The organism is bacterium, assembly GCA_024742285.1.
GTDB lineage: Bacteria > Myxococcota_A > UBA9160 > UBA9160 > UBA4427 > UBA4427.
On record JANSYR010000013.1, the window covers coordinates 182,898 to 209,071 of the forward strand.

Consider the following 26,174-nt stretch of genomic DNA (forward strand, 5'->3'; position numbering starts at 1 on the left):
CGCGGGGCCGGCCTCGCTTTGCGTGGTCGTCTAGCGGGGTCGCCGCATTCGTCCCTTGCCGAAGAGCAGCCAGTCGAGGGAGACGTTCTCCTTCGTGCAGAGCGTGATCAGGAAGTCCGTGTGGGGCGTCGTCCCGTTCTCGTAGCGGTTGACGTTCTGCTGGAACACGCCGAGGTCGCGCGCGAACTGGCGTTGCGATCGGTCACCGCGCACTTCGGCGAGGCGTTCGGGGAGCTTCTTCTTGATCCGCTTGACGGCGGCACTCGACATGGACGTGGAACCCTTTCCTGGTCGGAGCCGACCCGGCTCCTTCCGTCTGTGCTGCTGGGAGGTTGGAGTCGATTCATCGCTGACGGCACCGTCTCGACATTCGAGGTCGGGCGCCGCTCGCCCGGTCGTCTCGTTCCTGCTGATCCGCGTCGCCTTCCCGGGTCTTCCGAACTCGGCGCGAAGGAATCAGGCGGTGTCCGACGAGAAACTTCGTCGGTGACACCGTAATGCGTAATGAAGGCGACCTTTGATTTGGAACGCGCCGAGTCTATAGAGGGGGCTCTTGAGCGGCAACCCCAATCCCGGCTTCGTGCACAGGTTCGATCGTCCGCGTTCGCAAACGGTGTGACGAGTGACACCGACGCGGCGCGTTCGGTTAGTCTCGTGCACACTTTTCGACGACCCGTCGACGCCCGTCGTCGTCATCCGGGTCGTCGTCCTGATGGGTGGGTTCATCGAGTGCGGATCATCAGCGGTCGGCTTCGCGGTCGCGACCTCGGTCGCGTGCCCGATGGCGTTCGTCCGACGACGGACCGCGTGCGCGAGTCCTTGTTCTCCGCGCTCGGTGGCCTCGAGGGCTGCAGGGTGCTCGATCTCTTCGCCGGGACCGGTGCGCTCGGCCTCGAAGCATATTCCCGTGGGGCCGAGCGGGTCGTGTTCGTCGAACGCTCGAAGGGCGTCGCGCGTGCTCTGCAGAAGCGATTGTCGATGCTCGGGCTCGAGGACGACGAGGCGCTTCGCCTCGTGGTCAGCGACGCGCGACGTGCTCTCAGACGCCTGACCGACGGCGATGAAACGCCGTTCGATCTCGCCTTCGTGGACCCGCCCTACGTCGAGGGCGGGGAGAGCGAGCGCGAGCCGATTCTCGAGGCCCTCTTCGGCGCCGAACTGCTGGGACCGGAGGCGATGGTGGTCGTCGAGGGCCCGACACGTCATCCTCTTCGGCCCCTGCCCGGGATCCGGGTGGTGGACGAACGTCGCTACGGCGACACTCTGTTGACCTGGCTCACCCCCGGCGAACCGCCGGAGGTCGCCGATCCTGAAGACCGATGACGAAGTCGTTCCGCGCTTCGTCGCATCCGGAGTGAATCGAACGATGTCGGACCGGCAGCCGGGCCATCGCCTGGCGCTCTTTCCCGCGAGCTTCGACCCGATCACGAACGGCCACCTCGACCTGATCGAGCGGAGTCGGGCGCTCTTCGACGAGACGGTGATCGCGGTGGCGCGAAACGTCTCGAAGAGCGCGACCTTCGACGCCGACGAGCGCATGGAGATCCTGCTCTCGGTGACGCAGGGGATGGACGACGTCTCGGTCCAGGTCTTCGACGGCCTCGTCGTCCATCACGCCCAACAGATCGGCGCCAACGCGATCATCCGTGGCCTGCGAGCCATGTCGGATTTCGAATACGAGTTCGAGATGGCGCTGATGAACAAGCACCTCGCGCCGGACGTCGAGATCCTCTTCTTCATGACGAGCCAGGAATATCTCTACGTGAGCTCGTCTCGACTCAAGGAGCTCGTCCGATTCGGGGCCAGCGTGGACGAGTTCGTGCCGCCGGTCGTCGCGGATGCGCTCAAGCGAAAGCTCGCGTCTAAGTAGTCGCCTGCGGGCGCTCGGCGACAGGGGGGCTGGTTCGGAAGGGTTTCGCCTCGACAGGGGGGCTGGCTCGGAAGGCTTTCGCGTGCGGGCGCTAGAGTCGGATCGCGGGGTGCCGATGAAGCGGTTGGGCCCCGTCTGCACGGGCCTGAACTCGCCCCCGACCGGGGGACCGGGTACCCTTGGGGGCAACGTCTGCCCGGAAGGGACCGGGACGGAGGACCGACCGGTATGGAGCCGCGCCGAATCCTGCTCGCCATCTCCGGGGGCATCGCCGCCTACAAGGCGCCGGAGCTCGTTCGCACGCTGAAGCGCGCCGGACACGAGGTCCGCTGCATGCTGACGCCGGAGGCCGAGCGCTTCGTCTCTGCGCTCTCGCTTCAGGCGGTCTCCGGAGAATCCGTTCGGCGCGATCTCTTCGACGCCGGGGAAGAGGGCGAGATCGACCACATCGGCCTCGCCGACTGGGCCGATCTGGCTCTGGTCGCGCCGGCCACCGCCAATCTCCTGGCGAAGATGGCCCACGGCCTGGCGGACGATCTCGTGACGGCGGTGCTCCTCGCGACCCGGGCGCCGATCCTGGTGGCGCCCGCGATGAACGTGAACATGTGGAGCCACCCGGCGACCCAGGCGAATCTCGAGACCCTGCGCAGCCGAGGCGTCGCGACCGTCGGCCCGGACGCCGGCGAGCTGGCGTGCGGCTGGGAAGGACTCGGGCGGATGAGCGATCCGGCGGTGATCGCCGAGGCCGCAGCGAGTCGACTCGTACCCACCAGCCTCGAGGGGCTGCGGGTGCTGGTCACCGCCGGGGGGACCGCCGAACCGATCGACGCGGTCCGCTCCGTGACGAACCGTTCTTCCGGGAAGATGGGCTTCGCGATCGCGGCCGAAGCGGCGCGTCGCGGGGCCGAGGTGACCCTCGTGGCCGGCGTCACGAGCCTGCCGACGCCTCACGGCGTGGAGCGGGTCGACGTCGGCAGCGCGCTCGAGATGCGCGACGCCGTCCTCGCGGCTTTCGACGAGAGCGCGATCGTCGTGAAGGCCGCGGCCGTGGCGGATTTTCGTCCGATCGAGGCGAGCGATCGAAAGATCAAGAAGGAGCAGATGGCCGAGGGCGAGCGCATGACCCTCGAGCTGGTCCAGAACCCGGACATCCTCCAGGAGATCAGCGCAAAGAAGGGCGATCGCACGATCGTCGGCTTCGCTGCCGAGAGCCACGACGTCGTTGCCGCAGCGAAGCGGAAGCTCGCGCGAAAGGGCTGCGACCTGATCGTCGCGAACGACATCTCCCGGGCCGACGCGGGCTTCGAGGTCGACGAGAACGCCGTCCTCTTCGTGTGGCCGAGCGGCGAGGTAGAGGAGCTGCCGCTGCTTCCCAAGACCGGGGTCGCGGCGCAGCTCTTCGATCGGATCGAGAAGCTGAGAGAGGGGCGATGACGCGGGATCGAGAGCGGTCGCGGGTTGCAGGGCTGCGTCTTCTCGGCGCGCTCCTGGTGGCGCTGCTCACACCCTCGCTCGCGTTCGCGGGCGACGTGTACGTCGTCACGATCGACGGCTCCATCAATCCGGCGAGCGCCGACTACCTGATCGGTGCGATCGAGCAGGCGGAGGCCGGGAACGCGGCCGCGATCCTGATCGAGCTCGATACCCCGGGTGGACTGGTCTCGTCGACCCAGGACATCATCCAGGCGATGCTCAATGCGACGGTGCCGACGATCGTGTTCGTCACGCCGCGTGGGGCGACCGCGACGTCGGCGGGCACGTTCATCACGCTCGCCGCGAACGTCGCCGCGATGATGCCGGGCACGAGCATCGGCGCGGCCCATCCCGTGAGTCTCTTCGGCGGGGCGCCGCCGCCGGCCGAAGGGCAGGACGGGGAGGGACAGGGCGGCGGTCCGCCCCGGGACGTCGTGACCGAGAAGATGGAGAACTATCTCGCGGCGTACGTCGAGTCGATCGCCGCTCAGCGCGAGCGCAACGTCGAGTGGGCGCAGGATGCCGTGCGGCGTTCGGTCGCGGTGACCGCCGAGAAAGCCCTCGAGCTGAACGTGATCGACCTCGTGGTCGATGGTCGCGAAGCGCTCCTGGCCGCCGTGGAAGGGCGTGAGGTGAAGCTCGGCGGCGACACTGCGACGATCTCCGTGGCGGGGGCGCGTGAGATCCGGGTCGAGAAGACGCTGCTGCAGGCGATCTTCGACTTCCTGTCCGACCCCAACGTCGCCACGATCCTGCTCGCGATCGGGGCCCTCGGCCTCTACATGGAGTTCCAGAGCCCGGGCCTGATCGTGCCGGGCGCGATCGGCGTCTCCGCCTTCGTGCTGCTTGGCTTCGCCCTCCAGATCCTGCCCTTCAGCTGGGTCGGCATGCTCTTCATGCTGCTCGGAATCGGGCTGCTGATCGCGGAGCTCTTCGTGGCGTCCTTCGGTCTGCTCTTCGCCGCGGGGGTCACGTGCTTCCTGATCGGCGGGACGATGGTCTTCGATCGGCCCGAGGTGTCGGACCTGACCGTCGATTTCTGGCAGGTGCTGTTTCCGATGACGATCGCGATGTCGCTCTTCGGCGCGGTGATCGCCTACAGTCTCGGGCGGACCCTGTTCTCCCAGCAGACGGCCGGCGTGGACGAGATGATCGGGCTCGTCGGCCGCTGCGAGTCGGCGATCCCCGCTGGCGCCGAGGGAGCCGGGAAGGGAAAGGTCTTCGTGCGCGGTGAGTACTGGAACTGCACGTCCGAGGAGTCGATCGGCGTCGGCGACGCCGTCGAGGTGGTCCAGATCGACGGGCTGACGTTGCGGGTGAGACCCGCCTCAGGCACATCGTCCGGAATCTCGTCCAGCGACTAGACCGCCGGTCGCCCGGTAGGGGCGACAGCACGCAGAACGCTATTCAGCGGAAAGAGAGGGGCTGTGCTCGGCATTCTCATCGTCTTCTTCATGACGATCGTCCTGTTCATGTTCGGAATCCGGATCCTGAACGAGTACGAGCGCGGCGTCGTGTTCCGACTCGGTCGCTACGTCGGGATCCGCGAAGCGGGCTTCCGCTGGATCATTCCCGGCGTGGACCGGATGGTTCGGATCAGCCTGCGCGAGATCGTGATGGACGTCCCGGCGCAGGAGGTGATCACCCTCGACAACGTCTCGGTCAAGGTGAACGCGGTGCTCTACTTCCGCGTGCTGCACCCGGACAAGTCGGTGATCCAGGTCGAGAACTACCTCTACGGCACGTCCCAGCTCGCCCAGACGACCCTGCGGAGCGTGTGCGGCCAGGCCGAGCTCGACCAGCTCCTCGCGGATCGCGAGCAGATCAACCAGCAGCTCCAGGAGATCATCGACCAGCAGACCGAGCCCTGGGGCGTGAAGGTCCGCGCGGTCGAGCTCAAGCAGATCGATCTCCCGCAGGAGATGCAGCGGGTGATGGCCAAGCAGGCCGAGGCCGAGCGCGAGAAGCGCGCCAAGGTCACGCTGGCCGATGGTGAGCTCCAGGCGGCCCAGCGGCTGGCGGACGCCGCGGCGACCCTCTCGAGCGAGCCCTCGGGCCTCCAGCTCCGCTATCTGCAGACCCTCGCGGAGATCGCCGGGGGCGAGAAGAGTTCGACGACGATCTTCCCTGTGCCGATCGACCTCGTTCGACCATTCTATGATCAGTTGATGGCGCGGGCAGAAGCCGACGCCGCGGAAGACGGGGGGGGGACGAGCCCCTCGATCACGGGTGGGGACGCGTAGTTGGCCGCTAAGAACGGGAAGGACGACGCTGCGACCGAAGCGGGCCGCGGCGTGACGCGCTCGATCGTGAACGGGTTGGTCCTCGTCGCCTCGATCGCCTTGTTGGCGGCCTGGTCGACCCAGGGCTTCTTCAAGCTGGAGCCGGGCGAGTCGGCCGTGATCCTGCGGCTCGGCGCCTTCGATCGCGTGCGATCGGTCGAAGGCTGGTGGGGCCATCTGCCGCCGCCGCTGGAATCGCACGAGGTCGTGAACACCGGCAAGCTTCGCACGGAGTCCTTCGGGCTGCGTCCGACGAGGTCGACCCCGGGTGTGCCGACCGACGCCGAAGAGGTCGAGATCTCGCGGCAGATCCAGCGGGACGCGATCCAGACCGCGGACAACAACATCGTGAACGTCGCGTACGAGCTGCAGTACAAGGTCGGCGACGCGTACGCGTATCGCTTCTCGATGGCGGATCCCGGCGCGATCCTGCACGACGCGACGGAGGCAGCGATGCGCAACGTCGTCGGGTCGCGCACGATCGACGACGTGCTGTCGCAGAACCTCAGCCAGCTGATGCGCGAGGCAGAGTCGATCCTGAAGCGCCTGCTGGGTTCCTATGTGACCGAGGTGGGACACGAGGCCGCGTTCGCCGTCGATCGCATCAACCTGGAGAAGCCCCAGGCGCCGGAGGCGGTCCGCGAAGCGTTCGCCGACGTCGTGAGCGCGGGCCAGGACGAGAAGCGCTCTACGCTCGAGGCCGAGGGCGATGCCAAGGAGATCCTCCAGCGCGCGCAGTCCGAGGCGGCGGAGCTTCGCGAGCAGGCCGAGGCCTATCGGCGCGCGAAGATCATCGAGGCGAGGGGCGAAGCGAGTCGCTTCGAGGCGCTGCTGGTCGAATACCAGGCGGCACCGGAGGTGACCCGGCGTAGGCTCTACCTCGAGACGATGGAGGAAATCCTGCCCGGCGTGGAGAAGATGGTCGTCGAGCCCAACACGGTGAACATGCTGCCGATGCTGCCCCTCGGCGGGCAGTCGTCGCCGGTGGGAGGCGCCGGCCGATGATGCGTCTTCTCTCCACGCTGATCGTGCTGGGCGCGATCGTGGTCGGGGCTCTCTGGGCCGCGCAGTACGACAGCGGGCCGATCGTCATCAACCAGGCGGACGAGTACCGGCTCGTGCTCCGGCTCGGGGTTCCGCAGCCCGAGCTGATCGAGCCGGGCGTCGCGATGACCGACGAGTTCTTCGGGGCGGAGCTGCCGTTCCGTTATCCCTTCATTCGGCTGCCCTTCGTCGACGAGGTCCTCGTCTTCGACAAGAAGATCCAATACCTCAACGCGGCGCCCGCCGAGTTCGAGATCAAGGGGAACGAACGGATCATCGTCGACTTCTTCGCCCTCTGGCAGATCGAGTCTCCGCTGCTCTTCCGTCGGAGCTTCCCGGGCGGGATGGAGGAAGCGAAGGTCAGGATCCAGCGGACCGTCGGTGCACTCGTGCGCGACGGCGTCGGTGGCTTGACGATGGCCGAGCTCCTGGCGCGAGCCGAGATCCTCGAGACCCTCGACGAGAGCGCGACGGCGGAGCTCGGGTCGAACGGCGTGCGCGTGATCGACGTGCGGATCAATCGGACGGAGCTCCCCATCCTCACGCAGACTTCGACGTTCGAGCAGATGCGGGAGCAGCGTCGAGCGATCTCCCGCGAACGCCGCGCGATCGGCCAGCGCGAGGCACGCGAGATCCGCGCCAAGGCCGAACGTCAGGCCCGCGAGATCGTCGCGGAAGCGCGCGCGGAATCCGAGGTCCTGCGCGGGCAGGGCGATGCCGAGGCTGCAGCGATCTACGCGAGCGCCTACGGCAAGGACGCGGATTTCTACGCCTTCGTGCGGAGTCTCGAGGCCTATCGCAAGACCCTGGGCGAGAACACGACGCTCGTCGTTCCGCCGGATCACGAGTTCTTCCGGTTCCTGGACCCGTCGTCGACCGGGACGCCCTGATCGGCGACGTCAGACCCGTCGAAAGCGGAGTGCGAGCGCCGCGCCGACCGACAAGAGCGCGATCGTGAGCCAGGGCGTCAGCCCGACGGGGATCAGCTCCCGCTGGGCCAGGGTCTGGCCCGCGCTCTGGACCACGTAGAAGAGCGAGAGCGTGAGGGCCGCGCCGACGGCCGGCGTCGCGATGCGCCCCCGCGAATCGACGCGCATCGCGAAGGGCATGGCGAGCCAGGCGAAGACGAGGACAAGCCAGGGATTCGCGAGCCGCTCGTGAAGTCTCCGCTCAACGCGTCGGAGGGAGGAACTCGTCGCGCGGGGCGCGTCCTCGAGGTAGGCCGCCAGGTCCTGAAGCGGGAGCAGCGCGGGGTCGGCCGCGACGAGGAGGTCCGCCTGCAGCGCCTCGTGGTCGAGCAGGAGCGGCACGTCGCGATCGACCTCGGGATCCGCCGTGAAGTCGATCGGATCGAAGCGCCAGATCGTCCCCCGATCGATCCGCCAGGCGCCGGAGGGCTCGATCGCGACCTTCGCCGTGCGGATGACCCGCAGAACGGCGCCCAGCTGGCTGCGCTCGAAGATCTCGACGTCGTGGAGCGTCCGGGTCTCCGGGTCGGCGTATCCCACGTTCGTGATCAGCGGCCCTTTCTGCACCCAGAAGGCCCGCTGGGCGAAGTCGATCTCCGCCTCGATCGGAACGTCGCTCTCCGCCCGGGACCAGACCCGGTCGGCGCGGAGAATCAGGGTCTCGTGGAGAACGACCGAGGCAAGCGATAGGATCAGGGCCGTCGTCAGCACCGGCAGGATGATCCTGGCCGGGCGGACGCCGCCGGCCTGGATCGCGACGAGCTCCATCGCTCGGCCCGAGAGGGCGAAGAGGGTGAAGACCGCGATGAAGCTCGCGATCGGAAGGACGTCCGCCAGATAGTAGGAAGTGAGCCGTAGAGCGAGGGCACGGGCAGCGTCCGAGAGCGTCGACAGGGCCGAGAGGCCGTCCCGGGGCGCTTCGCCTGCGGAGCCGCCCCAGCCGGTGACGTCTTCGAGGTTGAGGACGAGTTCGAGGGTCGCGAGCACCAGCAGGGACGCGGCGAGCACCATCACGAAGAGACCGAGGAAACGCGTGGCGAAATAGCGCGACAGGATCCGCACGGGCCCGAGCGTAGCGAAGGCCCGTCGCGTCGAACCTCGCCGTCGTCGACCACGACTCGGATACGGAGCGATCGTTGGAAATCTATCGGGGCATCTCGGAGCTCGGTCGAAGGCTCACGCGGCCCGTCGTCACGATCGGCAATTTCGACGGCGTGCATCGCGGCCACCAGGCGATCCTCAACACGGTGATCGAGCGCGCTCACGCCCTCGACGGCGAGTCGGTGCTCTACACCTTCGAGCCCCATCCGCGGCGGGTCCTCCAGCCGGAATCCGGCTTGCGACTGCTCGAGACCTTCGACCAGCGGATGGAGACCCTCGAGTCCCACGGGCTGGACGTCGTGATCGCCGAGCCCTTCGATCTCGAGTTCGCGAAGGTGAGCCCGGAGCGCTTCATCGAGCACTACCTGCACGCCTCGATCGGCCCGTCGGAGGTCTACGTCGGCTACGACTTCCACTTCGGGAAGGACCGCGAGGGCTCGATGCGGCTGCTGACCGAGCGGGGCCCGCATCTCGGTTTTTCCGTCACGGTGATCCCCGAAGTCTCCGTCGAGGCGCGTGACGTGAACTCGACGCGGATTCGCCAGCTCCTCTCGGAGGGAGAGGTCGAGGAAGCCGCCGAGCTGCTCGGCCGGCCCTTCGTGGCCCGGGGGACCGTGACCGAGGGCGAGCAGCGCGGCCGGACGATCGGATTCCCGACGGCGAATCTCGCCCCCGAGACCGAGATCCTGCCGGGCCCGGGGGTCTACTTCGGGCGGCTCCACATCCTCCGAGGCGGCGCCGAGTGGGAGGGCAAGACGCTCCCCGCCGTCACCAACGTGGGCTACCGCCCGACCTTCCAGGACGGCCGGGACCTCGTCGCCGAAGCCCACGTGATCGACTTCGAAGGGGACCTCTACGGCGTCGAAGTCGACCTCACCTTCGAGGGGCGGCTGCGCGGAGAGCAGCGCTTCGAGTCGGGTGAGCTCCTCAAGGAGCAGATCGCGCGGGACGTCGATGCGGCCCGGATCCGCCTGAACGGCTGAGCCCGGCCGCCCGCGAAATCGCGCCGCAGGGCGCGCGCTTGCGCCGTTCGGTGCAGGGCGTCTGCCGGGCGCCGGCGATCGTCTCGATCCGCCTGGGGCCCCTCGTTCGTAGGGTGTACGCCCCATCACCGTTCTTCCCCAGCAACCCCCAGGCGACCTGCGCCGAGGGTTCAAGTCCCCGCATTCGCCCGCCGATAACTCAGCGAGATTGCGCCCGTTTTGCGATGGCAGGACGGGCGGATGGCGACCCGTGAGGGTGCCGTGCGCAGAGCCTGCGTACGGCCAGCGGGGGAGGGGAATCGGTGAACGAGCGCATCGGAGAGCTGCTGGTCAAGGAGAACCTGCTCTCGTCGGACCAGTTGCTCAAGGCCCGTGAGGAAGCGGCGACCAAGGGGCAGCGCCTGGGCGCGCAGATCACGGCGCTCGGCTTCATGGACGAGGACGAGCTGACCGAGTTCGTCGCGAAGCAGTACGGCGTCCCGTCGATCAACCTCGACGACTTCGAGATCGAGCCGGAGGTCCTCGCGCTCATCCCCGAGGATGTCGCGACGAAGCACGGCGTCGTGCCGGTCAACCGCGCCGGGTCCACGCTGATCCTCGCGACCGCCGACCCGTCGAACATCTTCGCTCTCGACGACATCAAGTTCCTGACCGGGTACAACATCCAGCCGGTCGTCGCGTCCGAGGACGCGATCCGCCAGGCGATCGAGACCTACTACGCCGAGCCCGAGGAAGACCTCCTCGACGACGTGATGGCCGGCTTCGACGACGAGGGCATCGACTTCGTCTCCGGCGAAGACGAGGAGGATGCCGGCGCGCTGGCGAAGGAGGCCGAGGACGCCCCGGTCGTCAAGCTCGTGAACCTCATCCTCACCGACGCGATCAAGAAGAACGCGTCGGATATCCACATCGAGCCCTACGAGAAGAGCTTCCGGGTCCGGTACCGAATCGACGGCGTCCTCTACGAGGTGATGAAGCCGCCGCTCAAGCTGAAGAACGCGCTCACCTCGCGCGTCAAGATCATGTCGGAGCTCGACATCGCCGAGCGCCGGTTGCCGCAGGATGGCCGCATCAAGCTGAAGATGGGCAAGGGCCGCGAGATGGACTTCCGTGTCTCGGTCCTGCCGACCCTCTTCGGCGAGAAGATCGTCCTGCGCTTGCTCGACAAGAGCAACCTGCAGCTCGACATGACGAAGCTCGGCTTCGAGCAGGAACAGCTCGACGACTTCAAGGAATCGATCCACCAGCCCTTCGGCATGGTGCTCGTCACCGGCCCGACCGGTTCCGGTAAGACGACGACGCTCTACTCGGCGCTCTCGGAGCTCAACCAGACGAGCGAGAACCTCTCGACGGCGGAGGATCCGGTCGAGTTCAATCTGGGCGGTATCAACCAGGTCCAGATGCACGAAGACATCGGCCTGAACTTCGCCGCGGCGCTCCGCTCGTTCCTGCGTCAGGACCCCGACATCATCATGGTCGGTGAGATTCGTGACTTCGAGACCGCCGAGATCTCGGTCAAGGCGGCGCTCACGGGCCACATGGTCCTCTCGACGCTCCATACGAACGATGCCCCGTCGACGATCAATCGTCTGCTCAACATGGGTATCGAACCCTTCCTGGTCTCGAGCGCCGTGAACTGCATCGTCGCCCAGCGCCTCGCCCGGCGGATCTGCGGGGAGTGCGTCACGGACGATGCGGAGATCGACATGGAGCAGGTGCGCGACGCCGGCCTCTCGGACGAAGAGTGCAAGTCCTACAAGGCCAAGAAGGGCGCGGGTTGCGCCGCCTGCTCCGACACGGGCTTCAAGGGCCGGGTCGCGATCTACGAGGTCATGGTCATGACCGATTCGCTCAAGGAATTCGTGCTGAATGGCGCGTCCGGCGCGGAGATCAAGCGCGAGGCGATTCGTGGCGGGATGGTCACGCTTCGTCGCAGTGCGCTCAACAAGATGCTCGAAGGCGTCACGACGATCTCGGAAGTGTTCCGGGTCAGTGCCTCGGACGCGGTCTAGGCCGCGCTCCGGGCAGGATAGAAGAGAGAGGGATTCGTCTTGGCGAACATGCACCAGCTCCTGAAGGCGATGATCGAGAAGGGCGCTTCGGACCTTCACATCACCACGGGATCGCCGCCGCAGCTTCGGATCGACGGCAAGCTCCATCCGTTGAAGATGCCGCCGCTGTCTCCCCAGGAGACCAAGCAGCTCTGCTACTCGGTCCTCACGGACGCCCAGAAGCATCGCTTCGAGGAGACCAACGAGCTCGACCTGTCGTTCTCGGTCCAGAAGCTCTCGCGCTTCCGCGGCAACGTCTTCATCCAGCGCGGAAACGTCGCCGGCGCCTTCCGTGCGATTCCCTTCAAGATCCTCACCTTCGAGGAGCTCGGCGTCCCGCCGGTCGTCGCGGAGCTCGCCAAGAAGCCGCGCGGGCTGATCCTGGTCACGGGGCCGACGGGTTCCGGCAAGTCGACGACCCTCGCGTCGATCATCGACAGCATCAACACCGGCCGGAACGAACACATCGTCACGATCGAGGACCCGATCGAGTACCTGCACCCGCACAAAGGCTGCATCGTCAACCAGCGGGAGATCGGCTCGGACAGCGCCTCGTTCAAGGACGCGCTCAAGTACATCCTGCGCCAGGATCCCGACGTCGTATTGATCGGTGAGCTCCGCGACCTCGAGACGATCGAGGCGGCCCTCACGGTCGCGGAGACGGGCCACCTCGCCTTCGCGACCCTGCACACGAACTCGGCGATCCAGACGATCAATCGTATCGTCGACGTCTTCCCGCCCTACCAGCAGTCGCAGATCCGACAGCAGCTCTCCTTCGTGCTCGAGGCAGTGATGTGCCAGACGCTGCTGCCCCGCGCGAACGGGCCGGGCCGTGCCCTCGCGCTCGAGGTGATGGTCCCGAACGCCGCGATCCGCGCGCTCATGCGCGACGACAAGATCCATCAGATCTACTCGTCGATGCAGATGGGCCAGGGCAAGTCGGGCATGCAGACCATGAACCAGTGCCTCGCCTCGCTCGTCCAGCGACGGATCGTGGATCCGGAGATCGCCAAGGGTCGCAGCCCGGACATCGAGGAGCTGCAGTCGCTGATCGCCAAGGGACCGGATGCGCTCGGCGCCGCCGGGGGACGACGTTCGGGCTAGGCCCGCAGAATGATGATTCCGCTCGTGGGCGAGACCGCGAGTGATGGAGACTGAACGATGCCGATCTATCTGTGGAACGGAAAGAACCGCGCCGGCGAGAAGAAGAAGGGCGAACTCGAGGCGGCGTCGCCCGAGGCGGCCGCGCTTCACCTGAAGAACATGGGGATGATCGCCGAAAAGGTGAAGGAGAAGCCGAAGGACATCGGCGAACTCATCCCGGCCCTCGCGCCGAAGGTGAAGATCAACGATCTCGTGGTCTTCACGCGCCAGTTCGCGGTGATGGTCGACGCGGGTCTTCCGCTCGTCCAGTGTCTGCAGATCCTCTCCGAACAGCAGGACAACATCACGTTCAAGAACACCCTGCGGGCGGTTCGGAGCGACGTCGAGTCGGGGCTCACCTTCGCCGACTCCCTCGCGAAGCACCCGAAGGTATTCGACGATCTCTTCGTGAACCTGGTGGCGGCCGGCGAGGTCGGCGGCATCCTGGACACGATCCTGAACCGTCTCGCGATCCAGCTCGAGAAGCAGGAGAAGCTCCGCAAGCAGCTGAAGGGCGCGATGGTCTATCCGGCGACGGTCAGCGTGATCGCGATCGCCTGTATCGTGCTCCTGCTCGTGAAGGTCATCCCGGTCTTCGAGCAGATGTTCGCGGACTTCGGCGGCACGCTGCCGGGGCCGACGCAGTCGGTCATCAACCTGTCGAACTTCCTGCAGGCCTACATCCACTACATGATGATCGGTGTGACCGCGGTCGTCGTCTCGTACTCGCAGGCGCGGAGCCGCAGCCTCGCGTTCCGGTATCAGACCGACAACATCATGCTGAACATGCCGATCTTCGGAAACATCATCAAGAAGGTCGCCGTGGCTCGCTTCACGCGGACCCTGGGCACGATGATCTCCTCGGGTGTTCCGATCCTCGACGGCCTGGACATCGTCGCGAAGACCGCCGGCAACATGATCATCGAGGAAGAGCTCCAGACGACGCGTCAGGCGATCTCCGAGGGCAAGACGATCGCGGAGCCGCTCCAGGGCTCGAAGGTTTTCCCGGGCATGATGGTCCAGATGGTGGCCGTCGGTGAAGAGACGGGCTCGATGGAAGCGATGCTGACCAAGATCGCGGACTTCTACGACGAGGAAGTCGACGCCGCGGTCGGCGGGCTCACGGCCATGCTCGAGCCGATCATGATGGTCTTCATGGGCGGCTCGATCGGTACGATCCTGATCGCGATGTACCTCCCGATCTTCACGATCGCCGACACGATCACCTGATCCCGTTCGCGGGGCAGGGCCTCGCGCGGGACCGGGGAGGGGGCACGAGGGGTGGGCCTCGCCGCGGCGACGAGCATCGACCGGGACCGGAGAGGGCTCGGCTATCTGATCGGTGGACGACTGGTGTTGGCCGGGCTCTCGCTCGGCCTCGCGGTCGCGATCGATCGGATGGAGGGCGGGAGCTCCCAGTCCGGGATCTGGGGCGTCTACTGGACGGTGATCGCCGCGTTCGTGGCGACGATCGTCTCGGCGTCGATGATCCATCGCACCTCGAATCCCGCGCGCTTCGCGACCGCGCAGGTCGGGATCGACGTCACGATCGTGACCGCGCTGGTGTATTTCTCCGGCGGCGGCGAGTCGTTCTTCACGTTCCTCTACGCGCTGGTGGTGCTCTACGGGGCGCTCTTCCTCGACCGGGGCGGTGTGGCGCTCTCGTGTGCGCTCGCCGTCGGCGGCTACGGTCTCGTGCTCTTCGGCGTCGAGCTCGGACTCCTGCCCGGGAGCTCTTCCGAGGACGGAGGCCGCCCGCTCGCGCTCCTGGTGGCCTACTGGGGCTTCTACGCCGGCGCGCTGGTCGTGCTCGGCATGCTGGCGAATACGCTCTCGGCGGAACTCCGCGCCACGGGCGCAGCGCTGGATCGGCGAACCCACGACCTCCGCCGGCTTCGCGACCTCCACCTGAGGACCGTCGAGAGCATCGAGAGCGGCCTGCTCACGACCGACGAAGCCGGGCGCGTGACCTCGTTCAACCCCGAGGCGGAACGCATCACCGGCATCGGCGCCGCGGAGGCCGCGGGGCGCGCCCTCGACGACGTGATCCCGGGGGCGAGCGAGATCGTCGCCGCGAGCGCGACCGGACGGTGGGAGGATTCCGGCGTGGGGCGTGCGCGCGTGCCCTACCGAAACGTGCGGGGCGAGGAGCTCTTTCTCGGTCTCGGCGCCTCCGGCCTCAACGACGAGGAAGGTCAGCAGGTCGGCCACGTCGTGATCTTCCAGGACGTGACCGGTGTGGTCGGCATGGAGCATGAGCTGCGGCGATCGGAGCGCCTCGCGGCGGTCGGAGAGATGGCGGCGCGGATGGCGCACGAGATCCGCAATCCCCTCGCGTCCATCTCGGGCAGCGTGCAGATCCTGCAGAGCGGACCGGAGGCACCGGGCGGGGATCCCGAGCACGCGCGCCTGATGGGCATCGTGGTCCGCGAAGTCGACCGACTGAACGTCCTGATCTCGGACTTTCTCCGCTACTCGCGCCCGTCGCCGACCAAGCCCGAGCGCGTCGATCTCTCTGCGCTCGTCGCCGACGTCGCCGAGATGGCCCAGAGCCAGACCGGTGAGGGGGCGGCCGAGACCGAGCTGGCCCTCGACGACGCCGTCTGCGTGATCGGGGACCCGTCCCAGCTCGAGGCCATCGTCTGGAACCTCTGGAACAACGCGATCGAATCGATGACGGACCAGTCGTCGGAGCGACGGCTGACCGTGCGGGTCTACCGAAGCGAGGACGAGGCATTCCGGGTGCAGTCCCCCCCTCAAGTCCCCGATCCGACGGGCCGTAACGAAGACGACGGGGGAATCGACCCGGCGAGCCGCGCCGGGTGGTCCGCCGTGCTCGAGGTCGAGGACAGCGGCCCGGGGCTCACGCCCGAGGTCGAGGAGCAGATCTTCGAGCCCTTCTTCACGACGAAGGACGATGGAACCGGATTGGGGCTCTCGACGGTGCAGCGATTGGTGGAACAGCACGGCGGCGCGATCACGGTCACCAGCCGAGCGGGTGAGGGAACGTGCTTTCGCGTGATCCTCGCGGGTGCGGAGGCCGTATGAGCCAGGAGCCCAAGGCGCGCATCCTCGTCGTCGACGACGAACAGAGCATGCGGGAGTTCCTCGAGATCTTCCTGCGACGCGAAGGCTACGCGGTCTCGATCGCGGCGGACGTCGATACCGCGATCGCCCATCTCGAGTCCGACGAGATCGACCTCGTGATCACCGACATGCAGATGCCCGAGAAGACGGGGCTCGATCTGATCCTGGCCGCCCGCGAGATCTCGCCGGAGACGATCGCGATCGTCGTCACCGCGTTCGGAACGACCGACAGCGCCATCTCGGCCATGAAGGAGGGCGCCTACGACTACCTGACGAAGCCCTTCAAGGTCGACGAGCTCAGCATCGTGATCGAGAAGGCGCTCGAGAAAAAGCTCCTCTCGAACGAGAACCAGCGCCTGCGCCGGGAGCTTCGCAGCCAGTCCCGCGACCGGAACATCCTCGGCTCGTCCCGCGCGATGCAGGAGGTGTTCGACCTGATCGCCCAGGTGGCCGAGACGAAGACGAACGTCCTCGTCTCCGGCGAGAGCGGCACCGGCAAGGAACTCGTCGCGCGCGCGATCCACGAACAGAGCGATCGGGCGAGCGAAGCCTTCGTGGCGATCAACTGCGGGGCGATCCCCGAGAACCTGCTCGAGAGCGAGCTCTTCGGCCATGTGAAGGGCGCCTTCACCGGGGCGGTCCAGAACAAGGAAGGCCTCTTCGAGGCGGCGACCGGCGGAACGCTCTTCCTGGACGAGATCGGCGAGCTCTCGCAGCCTCTGCAGGTCAAGCTGCTCCGCGCGCTCCAGGAGAAGAGCATCCGCCGGGTCGGCGACACCGTCGACCGGAAGATCGACGTGCGGATCGTCTCCGCGACGAACCGCCGCCTCGAGGAAGAGGTCGCCGAGGGGCGCTTCCGCGAGGACGTGTACTACCGCCTGAACGTGATCCAGCTCCAGCTTCCGCCGCTGCGGGAGCGCGAAGAGGACATCCCCCTCCTGGCCCAGCACTTCATTCGCCGATTTTCGGAGGAGCTCGGCAAGGAGGTCGAGGGCATGGACGCGGAGGCCTACGACCTGCTCGCTTCCTACGGCTTCCCCGGCAACGTCCGCGAGCTCGAGAACCTGATCGAGCGGGCCGTCGCCCTCGCGCGCGGCCCCGTGATCGGGCCCGATCTGCTGCCGCCGACGGTGGTGCGACCGACGTCTTCGCAGCCGATGGCGCCCCGGGTCACCGCGGAGGGCGTGGACCTCGAAACGCTCGTGTCGGACTACGAGCGGTCGCTGCTCGAAGAGGCCCTGGTGCAGTCCAAGGGCGTCAAGAAGCAGGCCGCCCGGCTGCTCGGCATCTCCTTCCGGTCCTTCCGGTACCGCCTCGAGAAGCTGGGCATCGAGGACGCGCGCCGCGAGGACTGACGTCCGCTCGCCGGAGGGTGCGCAGGACGCGACGGCGGGGGGCGGAGGCCGTATCGCCGTCCGGGCGCTCAGTCCCGGATCCCGTAGTCCTTGATCTTGTAGAGGAGGGCGCGGTGACTGATCTCGAGCAGACGCGCCGCGTGGGTTCGGTTGCCGCCCGTGCGCGCGAGAGCCTTTCGGATCAGGCCGGCCTCGAAGCACTTCCGCGCGCGCTTCAGGTTCAGGTCCTCGTCGGGCTCGTCCTCGAGCGCGGGCGGGGCCGTGGGCAGGGACTTCGGCTCGCCCACCACGGAGGGCAGGGAGCCCGCTTCGATCGTGTCGCCGTCCGTCAGGATGACCGCGCGCTCGATCAGGTTCTCGAGCTCGCGCACGTTGCCCGGCCAGTCGTACCCCACGAGCAGATCGAGGGTCTCGTCGGCGACGGTGCGGACCGGCTTCCCGAGCTCGTCGCGGAAGCGCGCGAGGAAGTGGTCGACGAGGAGCGGGATGTCCTCGCGGCGCTCGCGCAGGGGCGGGACCTCGAGGCGAACGACGTTCAGGCGGTAGAAGAGGTCTTCGCGGAACCGGCCTTCGGCGATTTCCCGCTCGAGGTCGCGTGCCGTCGCGGCGATGACGCGGACGTCGACCCGCTGGCTCTTGGTCTCGCCGACGGGGCGGACCTCCTCTTCCTGGATCGCCCGCAGGAGCTTCACCTGGAGCGAGACCGGCAGCTCGGCGATCTCGTCGAGGAAGAGCGTGCCCTGATCCGCTTCGGCGAAGAGACCTCGGTGGGCGCGACTGGCGCCAGTGAAGGCGCCCTTGGCGTGTCCGAAGAGCTCGCTCTCCAGCAGGTTCTCGGGGATCGCGCCGCAGTTGATGGCCACGAAGGGGGCTTCCCGGCGCGGAGACTGGGCGTGGATCGCACGTGCGATGACTTCCTTGCCGGTCCCACTCTCGCCGGTCACGAGGACCGTGGACTTGTATCCCGCGGTTCGCTCGAGCATCTCGAGGAGCTCGATCATCCCGTCCGAGGCCGCGACGATCGCGCGTTCGCCGAGGGACTGCTTCATGTCCCTCTGGAGAAGCTCAGTCTTGCGGCGCAGGACCTCGCGCTGGTGGGCCTTCAGCAGCGTCAGGCGGATCTCGGAGGGTTGAATGGGCTTCGCCAGATAGTCGTAGGCGCCGCGCTGGATCGCTTCCACGGCGAGGCGTTCGTCGCCGACGGCGGACATGACGATGATCGGAACGCCGGGCAGATGGCGCGCGATCTGCGGCAGGAGGTCGAAGCCCTCCAGGCCGGGCACGTGGAGATCGAGGAGGACCGCGTCGACCGTCGAGGTCTCGATCCGGTCCAGCGCGGTTTCGCCGCGGTCGGCGGTCTGAACCTCGTAGCCCTCGTCTGAGAGGACGATCTCGAGGTCCTCGCGGACGGCCGCGTCGGCATCGATCACCAGGATTCGATCGAACATGCGCTGCGTATCGGTCGACGAGGGCCCGCCCTGAAACGAATTGCGCGCTGCCAAATGCCCACGGCCTACGCCTCTTGTAGCAGGGACGTGCGATTCCGTTGCGCGCATATCAGATGTGATCCGCCGCACAACGAAGCCGCGCCGAGCGCCCTCAAGTCCCTGAAACAGCGACCCGATACGCCTGAAGTCGGACCCGACCAGAGCGGCTCGGGTCCCGGAGGATGACCGGTGGCCAGTAATCAGGTTCAGAGGTTTCGCGAAAACCTCATGATGAGCAAAGCCGAACTCGCGCGGAAGGCAGGCCTTTCGACGCTGACGATCGATCGCGTCGAAGCAGGGCGCCCGTGCCGGCTCGATACCAAGCGCAAGATCCTCCTTGCCCTCGGGCTGAAGGTTTCTGACAAGGATCGGGTCTTCGGCCAGATGGACGTCCCGGACACGCTGGGGAGCTTGGATACGTCCGACTTCTCCGGATACCGGCAATAGGACAGGGGGAATCCTCGCGATGAAGTTTTCTCTTCCGAGCTTCGGCAAGGCCTCGCTGATCGGCCTCGACATCGGGTCGAGTTCGGTCAAGGCGGTCGAGATCTCCACGAAGAGCCGAGACAAGGGCTTCGAGCTCAAGAGCCTCGGACAGGCGCCGCTCGCTTCCGAAGCGATCGTTCAGGGCGCGTTCCTGAACTCGAGCGCGATCGTCGACTCGATCCGTGAAGCGGTCGAGGCGGGCAAGATCGGTGCGAAGGACGTGGCCGCCGCGGTCTCCGGACACAGCGTGATCGTCAAGCGCGTGAATCTCCCGCAGATGACGCGCGAGGAGCTCGAGGATCAGATCCAGTGGGAGGCGGAGCAGTACATCCCCTTCGACGTGAACGAGGTCAACCTCGACTTCCAGATCCTCGACTCGAACGAGGACGAAGGGCAGATGGACGTCCTCCTGGTCGCGGCCAAGAAGGACCTGATCGACGACTACGTCCAGGTGATCAGCGAGGCGGGCCTCAATCCCGTCGCGATCGACGTCGCCGGCTTCGCGGTCCAGAACGCCTTCGAGATGAACTACGAGCAGGATCCCGAAGCCGTCACGGCGCTCGTCAACATCGGCGGCCAGGTCGTCAACATCAACGTGTTGCGCAACGGCATCCCGGCCTTCACCCGGGACATCATGACCGGCGGCGCCCAGTACACCGAAGAGATCCAGAAGGCGCTCTCCGTGTCGTACGAGGAGGCCGAGCGGATCAAGATGGGTGGCGCCCCCGGCGAGGACGGCCAGGTCCAGGACGTGATTCCGCAGGAGGTCGAGCAGGCCATGCGGAACGTCTCGGACAACGTGATCGGTGAGATCAGCCGCTCGCTCGACTTCTTCGCGGCGACGGCGGCGGATGCGCGGATCACGAAGGTGCTGCTCTCGGGCGGCGGTTCGAAGATCTCCGGCTTCGCCCCGGCCTTCGCCGAGCGCACGGGACTCGAGACGGACCTGCTGAACCCCCTCTCGCACATGCTGCCGAGCAAGGGCTTCGACGCTCCGTATCTCGAGTCCATGGCGCCGCTGCTCTCGGTCGCGATCGGACTGGCCACGAGGAGACTCGACTGATGATGATGGAAATCAACCTCCTACCGCATCGCGAAGCGCGGCGCGCGGCGGATCTCCGCGAGACCATCGCCCTGTTGGTGCTCGGTCTGGTGGTCGTCGGCGGCGGGGTCTTCCTGACGGACAAGGGCGTGAAGAGCGACCTGGCCGCGGCGGAAGCGAGCGTCGCCCAGCTTCAGGCGGACATCGAGCGCTACGAGCCGCAGAAGAAGCTCGTGAAGAGCTTCAAGAAGCGGAAGAAGCAGCTCCAGAGCAAGCTCGACGTCATCGACAGCCTCGAGCGCGCGCGGAACGGACCGGTTCGCATCCTGGACGAGCTCTCTCAGCGCGTTCCGGACCGTCTCTGGCTCACCTCGGTCACGACGAAGGGCAAGGGCGTCAAGCTCGAGGGGCAGAGTCTCGACACCGGCGTCGTCGCGGATTTCCTCCGCGGCCTGAACGCGTCGCCGTACTTCAAGAACGTCGATCTCGACAAGACTTCGGGAGGCAAGGTCGTCAAGGGCGTCCGCCTCGTGAACTTCGAGATCCGCGCAGACATGACCTCGCCGGCCCGTAAGAAGAAGGCCGACGAGGCCGAGTCCTGAGCAGGGGGGAGTCATGGCGTTGGACATGAACGTCGATTTCGACGAGAAGATCGAGCAGCTCGCCAAGGTCCCGAAGGCGATTCGCCTGGCGGTCGTGAGCGTCCTGCTGGTGAGCCTGGTGGGTCTCTACTGGTACGTGTCGTATCAGCCGGCGCAGGCCCGTCGCGCCGAGCTGGTCACGCAGTCGCAGGAGCTTCAGCGCACGCTGAACAACGCGCGCTCCGTCGCGAACAACCTGCCTGCCTTCGAGGCGGAGGTCGCCGAGCTCGAACGCGACCTGGATCTCGCCCTGAAGCAGCTTCCGAACCGAAAGCAGTTCGAGGACCTGCTCCAGGACATCAGCACGGCCGGGAAGAAGGTAGGCGTCTCGATCAAGACGATCGATCGGAACAAGGAAGTGAAGCGTGACTTCTACGCGGAGGTCCCCTTCAACCTGGAGCTCGAAGGCACCTACCACGATCTCGCCCGGTTCTTCGAGATGGTGGCGACACTGCCGCGGATCGTGAACGTGGGCGCTCTCCAGATCGACGTCGCGAAGGAGACCCGAACGGGCACGAGCCTCAAGGTCTCCGGCAAGGCGACGACCTTCCGATTCCTGAGCGGCGAGGCTTGATCCGATGGGTGGTCGAGTCGAGGAGCGGGGACGAGTGAAGTATTCGAAGCTTTTGATGGTGATCCTCCTGGCGCTGTCCCTCGTGGTCATCGCCACGGGATGCGCCGAGGAAGACCAGTCCGGGAAGCCCGGTGTTGCGGATTTCGAGAAGGAGCGCGAGGCGCTCGCGAACCGCGACACGAGCAAGAAGGGCAAGAAGGTCAAGAAGAAGAAGAAGAGCAAGAAGGGCACGCAGGCCAAGGGGTCGAGTGGAGGGACCGGCTACGCCGCGGGCGAGGCCGACTACTTCTACGACCCGCGTGGCAAGCGTGACCCCTTCCGCTCGATCCGCTTCGCCGCGGACGATTCCGACGAAGAGCAGAAGCGGGACTTTGGGCCGTTGGGGGACTTCGAGCTGGGTCAGCTCGAGCTCTCCGCGGTGATCTGGGACGCGGGCAATCCGCGCGCCCTGATCCTCGATCCGGGTGGTCGCTCGTACATCGTGCGAGAGGGCAGTGCGATCGGGAAGAACAACGGTCAGGTGATTCACATCGGTGACAACCTCGTCCTCGTCAAGGAGACCTACGAGAACTTCGCAGGTGAGCAGACGACGAAGGACGTGGAGTTGCGGATTCGTTTGAGCCAGGGAGGGTGAGCTCAATGGTCGATCCGAAGAACGGATGGCTTTCTATTGGTATCCGGAGCGCGATGGCAACGATCGTTGTCGCCATCGTCGCGATGGGCTGTGCGACGCCGGAGGCGCCCACGACGGGCGTCGAGGCGACCTCGATGGTTCAGACGATCGGGGACGTTTCGGTCGCGCGGGACGGTGACGATTCCGTCGTCACGCTCGCGGGTCTGATCGACCCGATCTACTCGGTGACGGCACCGAGCGACGAGAACCTGGTCGTGATCGACCTGGTCGGCGTCGGCAAGCCCGACGAGGGTGACCTCGAAGGGGCGGTGCGCGACGAAGATCAGCAGGTCGCGGCCTACGACGGAGTCGTGGATCTCGTCACGCTCTCGACCTACGACGAGGACGGCGGCACGCCGCTCACTCGGGTCGAGATCGTGATGGCGAGCGCGGGGATCACGGACGTCGTCTCGACGGACGCGGGCCTCACGATTCGGGTCACGCCGGGTCCGGCCCCCTTCGGCACCGCCGAGGCGGAGCAGGACTGGGACGAGGATCCGACGGACGCCACGCCCTGGCAGTCGGAAGAGATGGCGGCGGACGACGCCGAGGTTGCGTTCGGTACGGAGCCCGAAGCGGCGCCGATCGTGGCGGCCCCGCCGGCGGCGACGACCCTCACGGGCGTCTCGGCCCAGGCGACGGACGGCGGTGTCCTCGTCGGTCTCACGGCCGACGGCGGGATCGGCGCCCTCGAGGCCTTCACGCTCGAGAATCCGGCGCGACTGGTCGTGGATCTGCCCGGGATCGCGGCGGCGAGCTCCGCCACGAGCATCTCGGTGGAGTCCGATCTCGTGACCGGCGTGCGCCTCGGCGCTCACGCCGAGAAGGTGCGGATCGTGATCGACGGCGGTCCGGCGGCGGGAGACTTCTCCGGTCGTCAGATCATGCCCGGGACCACGGGCCTCTGGATCGCGGTCGGCGGCGGCGAGGCCCTCGCTCAGGCGATGACCGATGCGCTCGACGGATCCGAGGCGGCCTGGATCGCTTCCGCGACCGCGGCGGCGACGCCGATGGCCGAGGAGCCGATCGAGGACGCGCCGGCCTTCGCAGACGAAGCGCCGATGGAGATCGCAGCCGAGGAGACGACCCCGGTCGTCGCCAAGGAAGCGGCGTTCATGGCGCCCGCGGAGGACTTCGCTGCGGAGTCCGATCCGGTCGAGATCGTCGCGGTGGAAGAGACCGCGCTCGAGATGGCTCCGGCCGCGGATGAAGCCGCGCTCGCGACCCTCTCGCTCGCGGAGGTCTACGGACTCCACTACGAGCGGACCGAGGGCCTCGACCGAACGGCGATCCTCGCGGACGACACGCTCGCCTACACGACGAGCGCACCGGATGCGTCGACCTGGGTCGTCAGCATCCCCGGTGCCCGAATCAGCGACGAGGCGTCGGACCGGATCTTCCCGAAGCAGGGCGGACCCGTTTCGATGATCCACGCCTTCCAGCAGCCCGAGGTCGAGACTCCGGAAGTTCGCGTGGTCTTCACGCGAGCGCCGAACCAGGAGCCGGTGATCAGCCGCCGCGGTTCGATGCTCTTCGTGGAGTTCCAGGACATGGGCATCGCGGCCGCCGCGCCGCCGGCGTTCCCGAACGCGGGGGGCGAGCAGGAGGCCACGGGTCTGACGCTCAGTGAGTCGCCGGTCGAGCCCATCGCGGGCACGACGTCCGCCGAGGCGCCGGTCGCCGCGGTGACGCCGATGGCGGATCCCTATGCGATGGACGCTCCGGCCCCGTCGCCGACGGACCTCACGTCCGAGCCGACGCCGATCCAGGCGATCGCGACGCCGGCGGCGCCGATCGAGGTGGCGCAGGCCGCCGCGGCGCCCGGCTTCGAGTCGGGTGGCGCGATGGAAGCGATGCCCGTCGCCGATCCGAACGCGATGTGGGACGCGCCGCAGGCGGCGCCCGCTGCTCCGGCGGCGGTCGAGGTTCCGGCCGCGATCGAGGTGCTCGAAGAGGGCGGCCTGATCGATGGCAAGGAGTACCGTGGCCGACGGGTCTCGCTCGACTTCAAGGACGTGGCGATCGCCGACGTGCTTCGCCTGATCGCGGAGGTCTCGGATCTCAACATCATCGCCGGTGACGAGGTCTCCGGGAACGTGACGATCCGACTCGTCGACGTGCCCTGGGACCAGGCGCTGGACGTCATCCTCATGACCAAGGGCCTGGGCTTCGTCCGGGTGGGCAACGTCCTCCGGATCGCGCCCTCCGACGTGCTCAAGGCGGAGGAAGAGGTCCGGCTCCAGGAACGCCGCAACAAGGAGAAGCTCGAGGATCTCGAGGTCAAGCTCCTGCCCGTCAACTACGCCTCGGTCAAGGACACGGAGGGGCTCGTCAAGCGCCTCCTCTCCGCCCGCGGCACGGTCAACCTGGACGAGCGCACCAACACGCTGATCATCAAAGACATCGCGTCCGTGATCGACGAAGCGAGCGCGCTCATCTCGGCGATCGATACCCAGACGCCGCAGGTCATGATCGAGGCCAAGATCGTCGAGGCCAGCCTGGACTTCAGCCGCGAGCTCGGCTCGGTCTGGGGCATCCAGACGCAGCGCTTCACGGATCCCTTCGATCCCGACACGCCGCGCCGGGACCTGGACTTCGCCAACGACGGCATCAACCTGATCGACGAGAACAGCCTGGCCTTCGCCAACCCGATCGCCGCGGTGCCCACTGGGCTCTTGACGGTCGGCGCCTTGATCCTCGACCAGGACTTCCGGGTCGATGCCCAGATCCAGGCCGCGGAGTCCACGGGTGACGGCAAGGTCGTCTCGAGCCCGCGGATCGTGACCCTCGACAACACGGAAGCCCGAATCGAACAGGGTGTGTCGATTCCCTTCCAGACCTTCGAAGGGGGCGATGCGAAGCTCGAGTTCATCGACGCGGTGCTGTCGCTCATCGTGACGCCGCACATCACGGCCGACGAGAGCATCATCATGGAGATCCAGGTCAGCCGGAACGCACCGGACGACTCGGTCCAGACGCCGACAGGTTCGCCGGCCATCGCGCGGAACGAGGCGATGACCGAGACCCTGGTGAAGGACGGTCAGACGCTGGTACTCGGCGGGATCTACACGATCACCAAGAGCAACACGCAGAGCCGGATTCCCTACCTGCACCGGATTCCGGTCATCGGGAATGCCTTCAAGAGCAACTCCGTGCGGGACTCCCGCCAGGAGCTGCTGGTCTTCGTGACGCCGCGCATCGTGCGGCTGCCCGAGATGGCCAGCAACTAGATCCGTCGCCTTCGGGCGCTCGGCGAGTAGATCGGAACCATCGAAACGGAGGTCCAGCGAGGCCTCCGCCGGTGGAACCCGAAGGACGGGGGGAGCTTGCTCCCCCCGTTTTTTTTATGATGCGTCCGTGAGTGGAGAGCGCGTGAATCCGAAGGCCCAGCGAAGGCCCGTCTTTCTGGTCGGCATGATGGGCGCGGGCAAGTCCACGATCGGCCCGGCTCTCGCGGCCCGCCTGGGCCGGACCTTCGTCGACACGGACCACGAGGTCGAGCGGACCGCCGGCAGAAGCGTCGCCGAGATCTTCGAGCGCGAGGGGGAGGCGGGCTTCCGGGAGCGGGAGCGGGCCGCGATCGAGGCCGCGAGCCTGGAAGCGGCGGTCGTCGCCCTGGGCGGCGGAGCGATCGTCCAGCCCGGGGCCGCGGATCTCCTGACGGAACGAGGCACGGTCGTCTGGCTGGAGGCCGACCCGGAGACCCTCCTCGCCCGGATCGGGGACGCCGAGAGCCGTCCGCTGCTCGCCGGGCTCGGTCGGGAAGGCCAGCGGGCGAAGCTCGGAGGACTCCTCGCGGAGCGGAAGCCCTATTATGCTCGCGCCGCGATCCGCGTCGACGCCACGGGGGAGCCCGAGGCCGTGGTCGACGCGATCGTCTCGGCGATGCACGGCCGCTGACGGCCGGGCCAGGA

23 protein-coding genes are annotated in these 26,174 nt (G+C 67.1%); 20 read left to right on the plus strand and 3 right to left on the minus strand.

The window, feature by feature from the left end; genetic code table 11:
- Positions 1–30 precede the first annotated feature (30 nt).
- Positions 31–270: a helix-turn-helix domain containing protein gene (locus tag NXI30_21730; GenBank protein MCR9096850.1), complete on the minus strand. Its 240-nt coding sequence runs from the start codon at positions 268–270 to the stop codon at positions 31–33.
- Between the two features lie 459 nt (positions 271–729).
- Here NXI30_21730 and rsmD point away from each other — a divergent pair, with 459 nt between their 5' ends.
- From rsmD to NXI30_21765, 7 genes are all read left to right on the plus strand, one after another.
- On the plus strand, positions 730–1,323 hold the full coding sequence (rsmD, locus tag NXI30_21735; GenBank protein MCR9096851.1) for a 16S rRNA (guanine(966)-N(2))-methyltransferase RsmD: 594 nt from the start codon (positions 730–732) through the stop codon (positions 1,321–1,323).
- Positions 1,324–1,366: 43 nt separating this feature from the next.
- Positions 1,367–1,870 carry a pantetheine-phosphate adenylyltransferase gene (coaD, locus tag NXI30_21740; GenBank protein MCR9096852.1) on the plus strand — a complete coding sequence of 168 codons (504 nt, stop codon included), beginning with the start codon at positions 1,367–1,369 and terminating at the stop codon, positions 1,868–1,870.
- 228 nt (positions 1,871–2,098) lie between these two features.
- The gene (coaBC, locus tag NXI30_21745) at positions 2,099–3,304 is read left to right on the plus strand and encodes a bifunctional phosphopantothenoylcysteine decarboxylase/phosphopantothenate--cysteine ligase CoaBC (GenBank protein MCR9096853.1); all 1,206 of its coding nucleotides are present in this window, start codon (positions 2,099–2,101) and stop codon (positions 3,302–3,304) included.
- Positions 3,301–4,707, plus strand: coding sequence for a nodulation protein NfeD (locus NXI30_21750; protein MCR9096854.1), 1,407 nt, complete (start codon positions 3,301–3,303; stop codon positions 4,705–4,707). The genes coaBC and NXI30_21750 overlap by 4 nt, the downstream gene beginning before the upstream one ends.
- Before the next feature lie 90 nt (positions 4,708–4,797).
- Positions 4,798–5,586: a slipin family protein gene (locus NXI30_21755; protein MCR9096855.1), complete on the plus strand. Its 789-nt coding sequence runs from the start codon at positions 4,798–4,800 to the stop codon at positions 5,584–5,586.
- On the plus strand, positions 5,587–6,630 hold the full coding sequence (hflK, locus tag NXI30_21760) for an FtsH protease activity modulator HflK (protein ID MCR9096856.1): 1,044 nt from the start codon (positions 5,587–5,589) through the stop codon (positions 6,628–6,630). It begins immediately after the preceding gene.
- On the plus strand, positions 6,627–7,559 hold the full coding sequence (locus NXI30_21765) for a protease modulator HflC (protein MCR9096857.1): 933 nt from the start codon (positions 6,627–6,629) through the stop codon (positions 7,557–7,559). Before hflK ends, NXI30_21765 begins: the two co-directional genes overlap by 4 nt.
- Positions 7,560–7,568: 9 nt before the next feature.
- Here the strand turns inward: NXI30_21765 and NXI30_21770 are convergent, their stop codons facing one another.
- On the minus strand, positions 7,569–8,699 hold the full coding sequence (locus tag NXI30_21770; GenBank protein ID MCR9096858.1) for an LptF/LptG family permease: 1,131 nt from the start codon (positions 8,697–8,699) through the stop codon (positions 7,569–7,571).
- Positions 8,700–8,773: 74 nt separating this feature from the next.
- On the opposite strand from NXI30_21770, the gene NXI30_21775 reads away from it, so the two are divergent.
- The 6 genes from NXI30_21775 to NXI30_21800 all read left to right on the plus strand — a co-directional run bounded on the left by NXI30_21775 (position 8,774) and on the right by NXI30_21800 (position 17,357).
- The gene (locus NXI30_21775) at positions 8,774–9,721 is read left to right on the plus strand and encodes a bifunctional riboflavin kinase/FAD synthetase (GenBank protein MCR9096859.1); all 948 of its coding nucleotides are present in this window, start codon (positions 8,774–8,776) and stop codon (positions 9,719–9,721) included.
- A 302-nt stretch (positions 9,722–10,023) separates the two neighbouring features.
- A complete protein-coding gene (gene pilB / locus NXI30_21780) occupies positions 10,024–11,733 on the plus strand; it encodes a type IV-A pilus assembly ATPase PilB (GenBank protein ID MCR9096860.1) in 1,710 nt (569 codons plus the stop codon).
- Positions 11,734–11,772: 39 nt separating this feature from the next.
- A complete protein-coding gene (locus tag NXI30_21785) occupies positions 11,773–12,876 on the plus strand; it encodes a type IV pilus twitching motility protein PilT (protein ID MCR9096861.1) in 1,104 nt (367 codons plus the stop codon).
- Positions 12,877–12,933: 57 nt separating this feature from the next.
- Positions 12,934–14,145, plus strand: coding sequence for a type II secretion system F family protein (locus NXI30_21790; protein ID MCR9096862.1), 1,212 nt, complete (start codon positions 12,934–12,936; stop codon positions 14,143–14,145).
- Between the two features lie 51 nt (positions 14,146–14,196).
- Positions 14,197–15,963, plus strand: coding sequence for an ATP-binding protein (locus tag NXI30_21795; GenBank protein MCR9096863.1), 1,767 nt, complete (start codon positions 14,197–14,199; stop codon positions 15,961–15,963).
- Positions 15,960–17,357 carry a sigma-54 dependent transcriptional regulator gene (locus tag NXI30_21800; protein ID MCR9096864.1) on the plus strand — a complete coding sequence of 466 codons (1,398 nt, stop codon included), beginning with the start codon at positions 15,960–15,962 and terminating at the stop codon, positions 17,355–17,357. The genes NXI30_21795 and NXI30_21800 overlap by 4 nt, the downstream gene beginning before the upstream one ends.
- A 68-nt stretch (positions 17,358–17,425) precedes the next feature.
- Here NXI30_21800 and NXI30_21805 read toward each other — a convergent pair whose 3' ends face one another.
- Positions 17,426–18,805, minus strand: coding sequence for a sigma-54 dependent transcriptional regulator (locus NXI30_21805; protein ID MCR9096865.1), 1,380 nt, complete (start codon positions 18,803–18,805; stop codon positions 17,426–17,428).
- Positions 18,806–19,033: 228 nt separating this feature from the next.
- Here NXI30_21805 and NXI30_21810 point away from each other — a divergent pair, with 228 nt between their 5' ends.
- From NXI30_21810 to NXI30_21840, 7 genes are all read left to right on the plus strand, one after another.
- Positions 19,034–19,291 carry a helix-turn-helix transcriptional regulator gene (locus NXI30_21810; protein ID MCR9096866.1) on the plus strand — a complete coding sequence of 86 codons (258 nt, stop codon included), beginning with the start codon at positions 19,034–19,036 and terminating at the stop codon, positions 19,289–19,291.
- A gap of 19 nt (positions 19,292–19,310) precedes the next feature.
- The gene (locus tag NXI30_21815) at positions 19,311–20,393 is read left to right on the plus strand and encodes a pilus assembly protein PilM (GenBank protein MCR9096867.1); all 1,083 of its coding nucleotides are present in this window, start codon (positions 19,311–19,313) and stop codon (positions 20,391–20,393) included.
- Entirely contained in the window at positions 20,393–20,974 is a 582-nt protein-coding gene (locus NXI30_21820) for a PilN domain-containing protein (GenBank protein ID MCR9096868.1), read from the plus strand. The genes NXI30_21815 and NXI30_21820 overlap by 1 nt, the downstream gene beginning before the upstream one ends.
- A gap of 13 nt (positions 20,975–20,987) precedes the next feature.
- Positions 20,988–21,587 carry a type 4a pilus biogenesis protein PilO gene (locus tag NXI30_21825; protein ID MCR9096869.1) on the plus strand — a complete coding sequence of 200 codons (600 nt, stop codon included), beginning with the start codon at positions 20,988–20,990 and terminating at the stop codon, positions 21,585–21,587.
- A gap of 34 nt (positions 21,588–21,621) precedes the next feature.
- Positions 21,622–22,221 carry a pilus assembly protein PilP gene (locus NXI30_21830; GenBank protein MCR9096870.1) on the plus strand — a complete coding sequence of 200 codons (600 nt, stop codon included), beginning with the start codon at positions 21,622–21,624 and terminating at the stop codon, positions 22,219–22,221.
- 53 nt (positions 22,222–22,274) lie between these two features.
- Positions 22,275–25,490: a type IV pilus secretin PilQ gene (gene pilQ, locus NXI30_21835; protein ID MCR9096871.1), complete on the plus strand. Its 3,216-nt coding sequence runs from the start codon at positions 22,275–22,277 to the stop codon at positions 25,488–25,490.
- A gap of 127 nt (positions 25,491–25,617) precedes the next feature.
- Positions 25,618–26,160, plus strand: a complete 543-nt coding sequence (locus tag NXI30_21840; GenBank protein MCR9096872.1) for a shikimate kinase — start codon at positions 25,618–25,620, stop codon at positions 26,158–26,160.
- Positions 26,161–26,174 lie beyond the last annotated feature (14 nt).

Bases quoted from the DNA above. Each gene is read 5' to 3' on its own strand.
- NXI30_21730 (MCR9096850.1), bottom strand. From the start codon at position 270: ATGTCGAGTGCCGCCGTCAAGCGGATCAAGAAGAAGCTCCCCGAACGC.
- coaD (MCR9096852.1), top strand. From the start codon at position 1,367: ATGTCGGACCGGCAGCCGGGCCATCGCCTGGCGCTCTTTCCCGCGAGC.
- coaBC (MCR9096853.1), top strand. From the start codon at position 2,099: ATGGAGCCGCGCCGAATCCTGCTCGCCATCTCCGGGGGCATCGCCGCC.
- NXI30_21750 (MCR9096854.1), top strand. From the start codon at position 3,301: ATGACGCGGGATCGAGAGCGGTCGCGGGTTGCAGGGCTGCGTCTTCTC.
- NXI30_21755 (MCR9096855.1), top strand. From the start codon at position 4,798: ATGACGATCGTCCTGTTCATGTTCGGAATCCGGATCCTGAACGAGTAC.
- NXI30_21765 (MCR9096857.1), top strand. From the start codon at position 6,627: ATGATGCGTCTTCTCTCCACGCTGATCGTGCTGGGCGCGATCGTGGTC.
- NXI30_21790 (MCR9096862.1), top strand. From the start codon at position 12,934: ATGCCGATCTATCTGTGGAACGGAAAGAACCGCGCCGGCGAGAAGAAG.
- NXI30_21800 (MCR9096864.1), top strand. From the start codon at position 15,960: ATGAGCCAGGAGCCCAAGGCGCGCATCCTCGTCGTCGACGACGAACAG.
- NXI30_21805 (MCR9096865.1), bottom strand. From the start codon at position 18,805: ATGTTCGATCGAATCCTGGTGATCGATGCCGACGCGGCCGTCCGCGAG.
- NXI30_21815 (MCR9096867.1), top strand. From the start codon at position 19,311: ATGAAGTTTTCTCTTCCGAGCTTCGGCAAGGCCTCGCTGATCGGCCTC.
- NXI30_21820 (MCR9096868.1), top strand. From the start codon at position 20,393: ATGATGATGGAAATCAACCTCCTACCGCATCGCGAAGCGCGGCGCGCG.
- NXI30_21825 (MCR9096869.1), top strand. From the start codon at position 20,988: ATGGCGTTGGACATGAACGTCGATTTCGACGAGAAGATCGAGCAGCTC.
- pilQ (MCR9096871.1), top strand. From the start codon at position 22,275: ATGGCAACGATCGTTGTCGCCATCGTCGCGATGGGCTGTGCGACGCCG.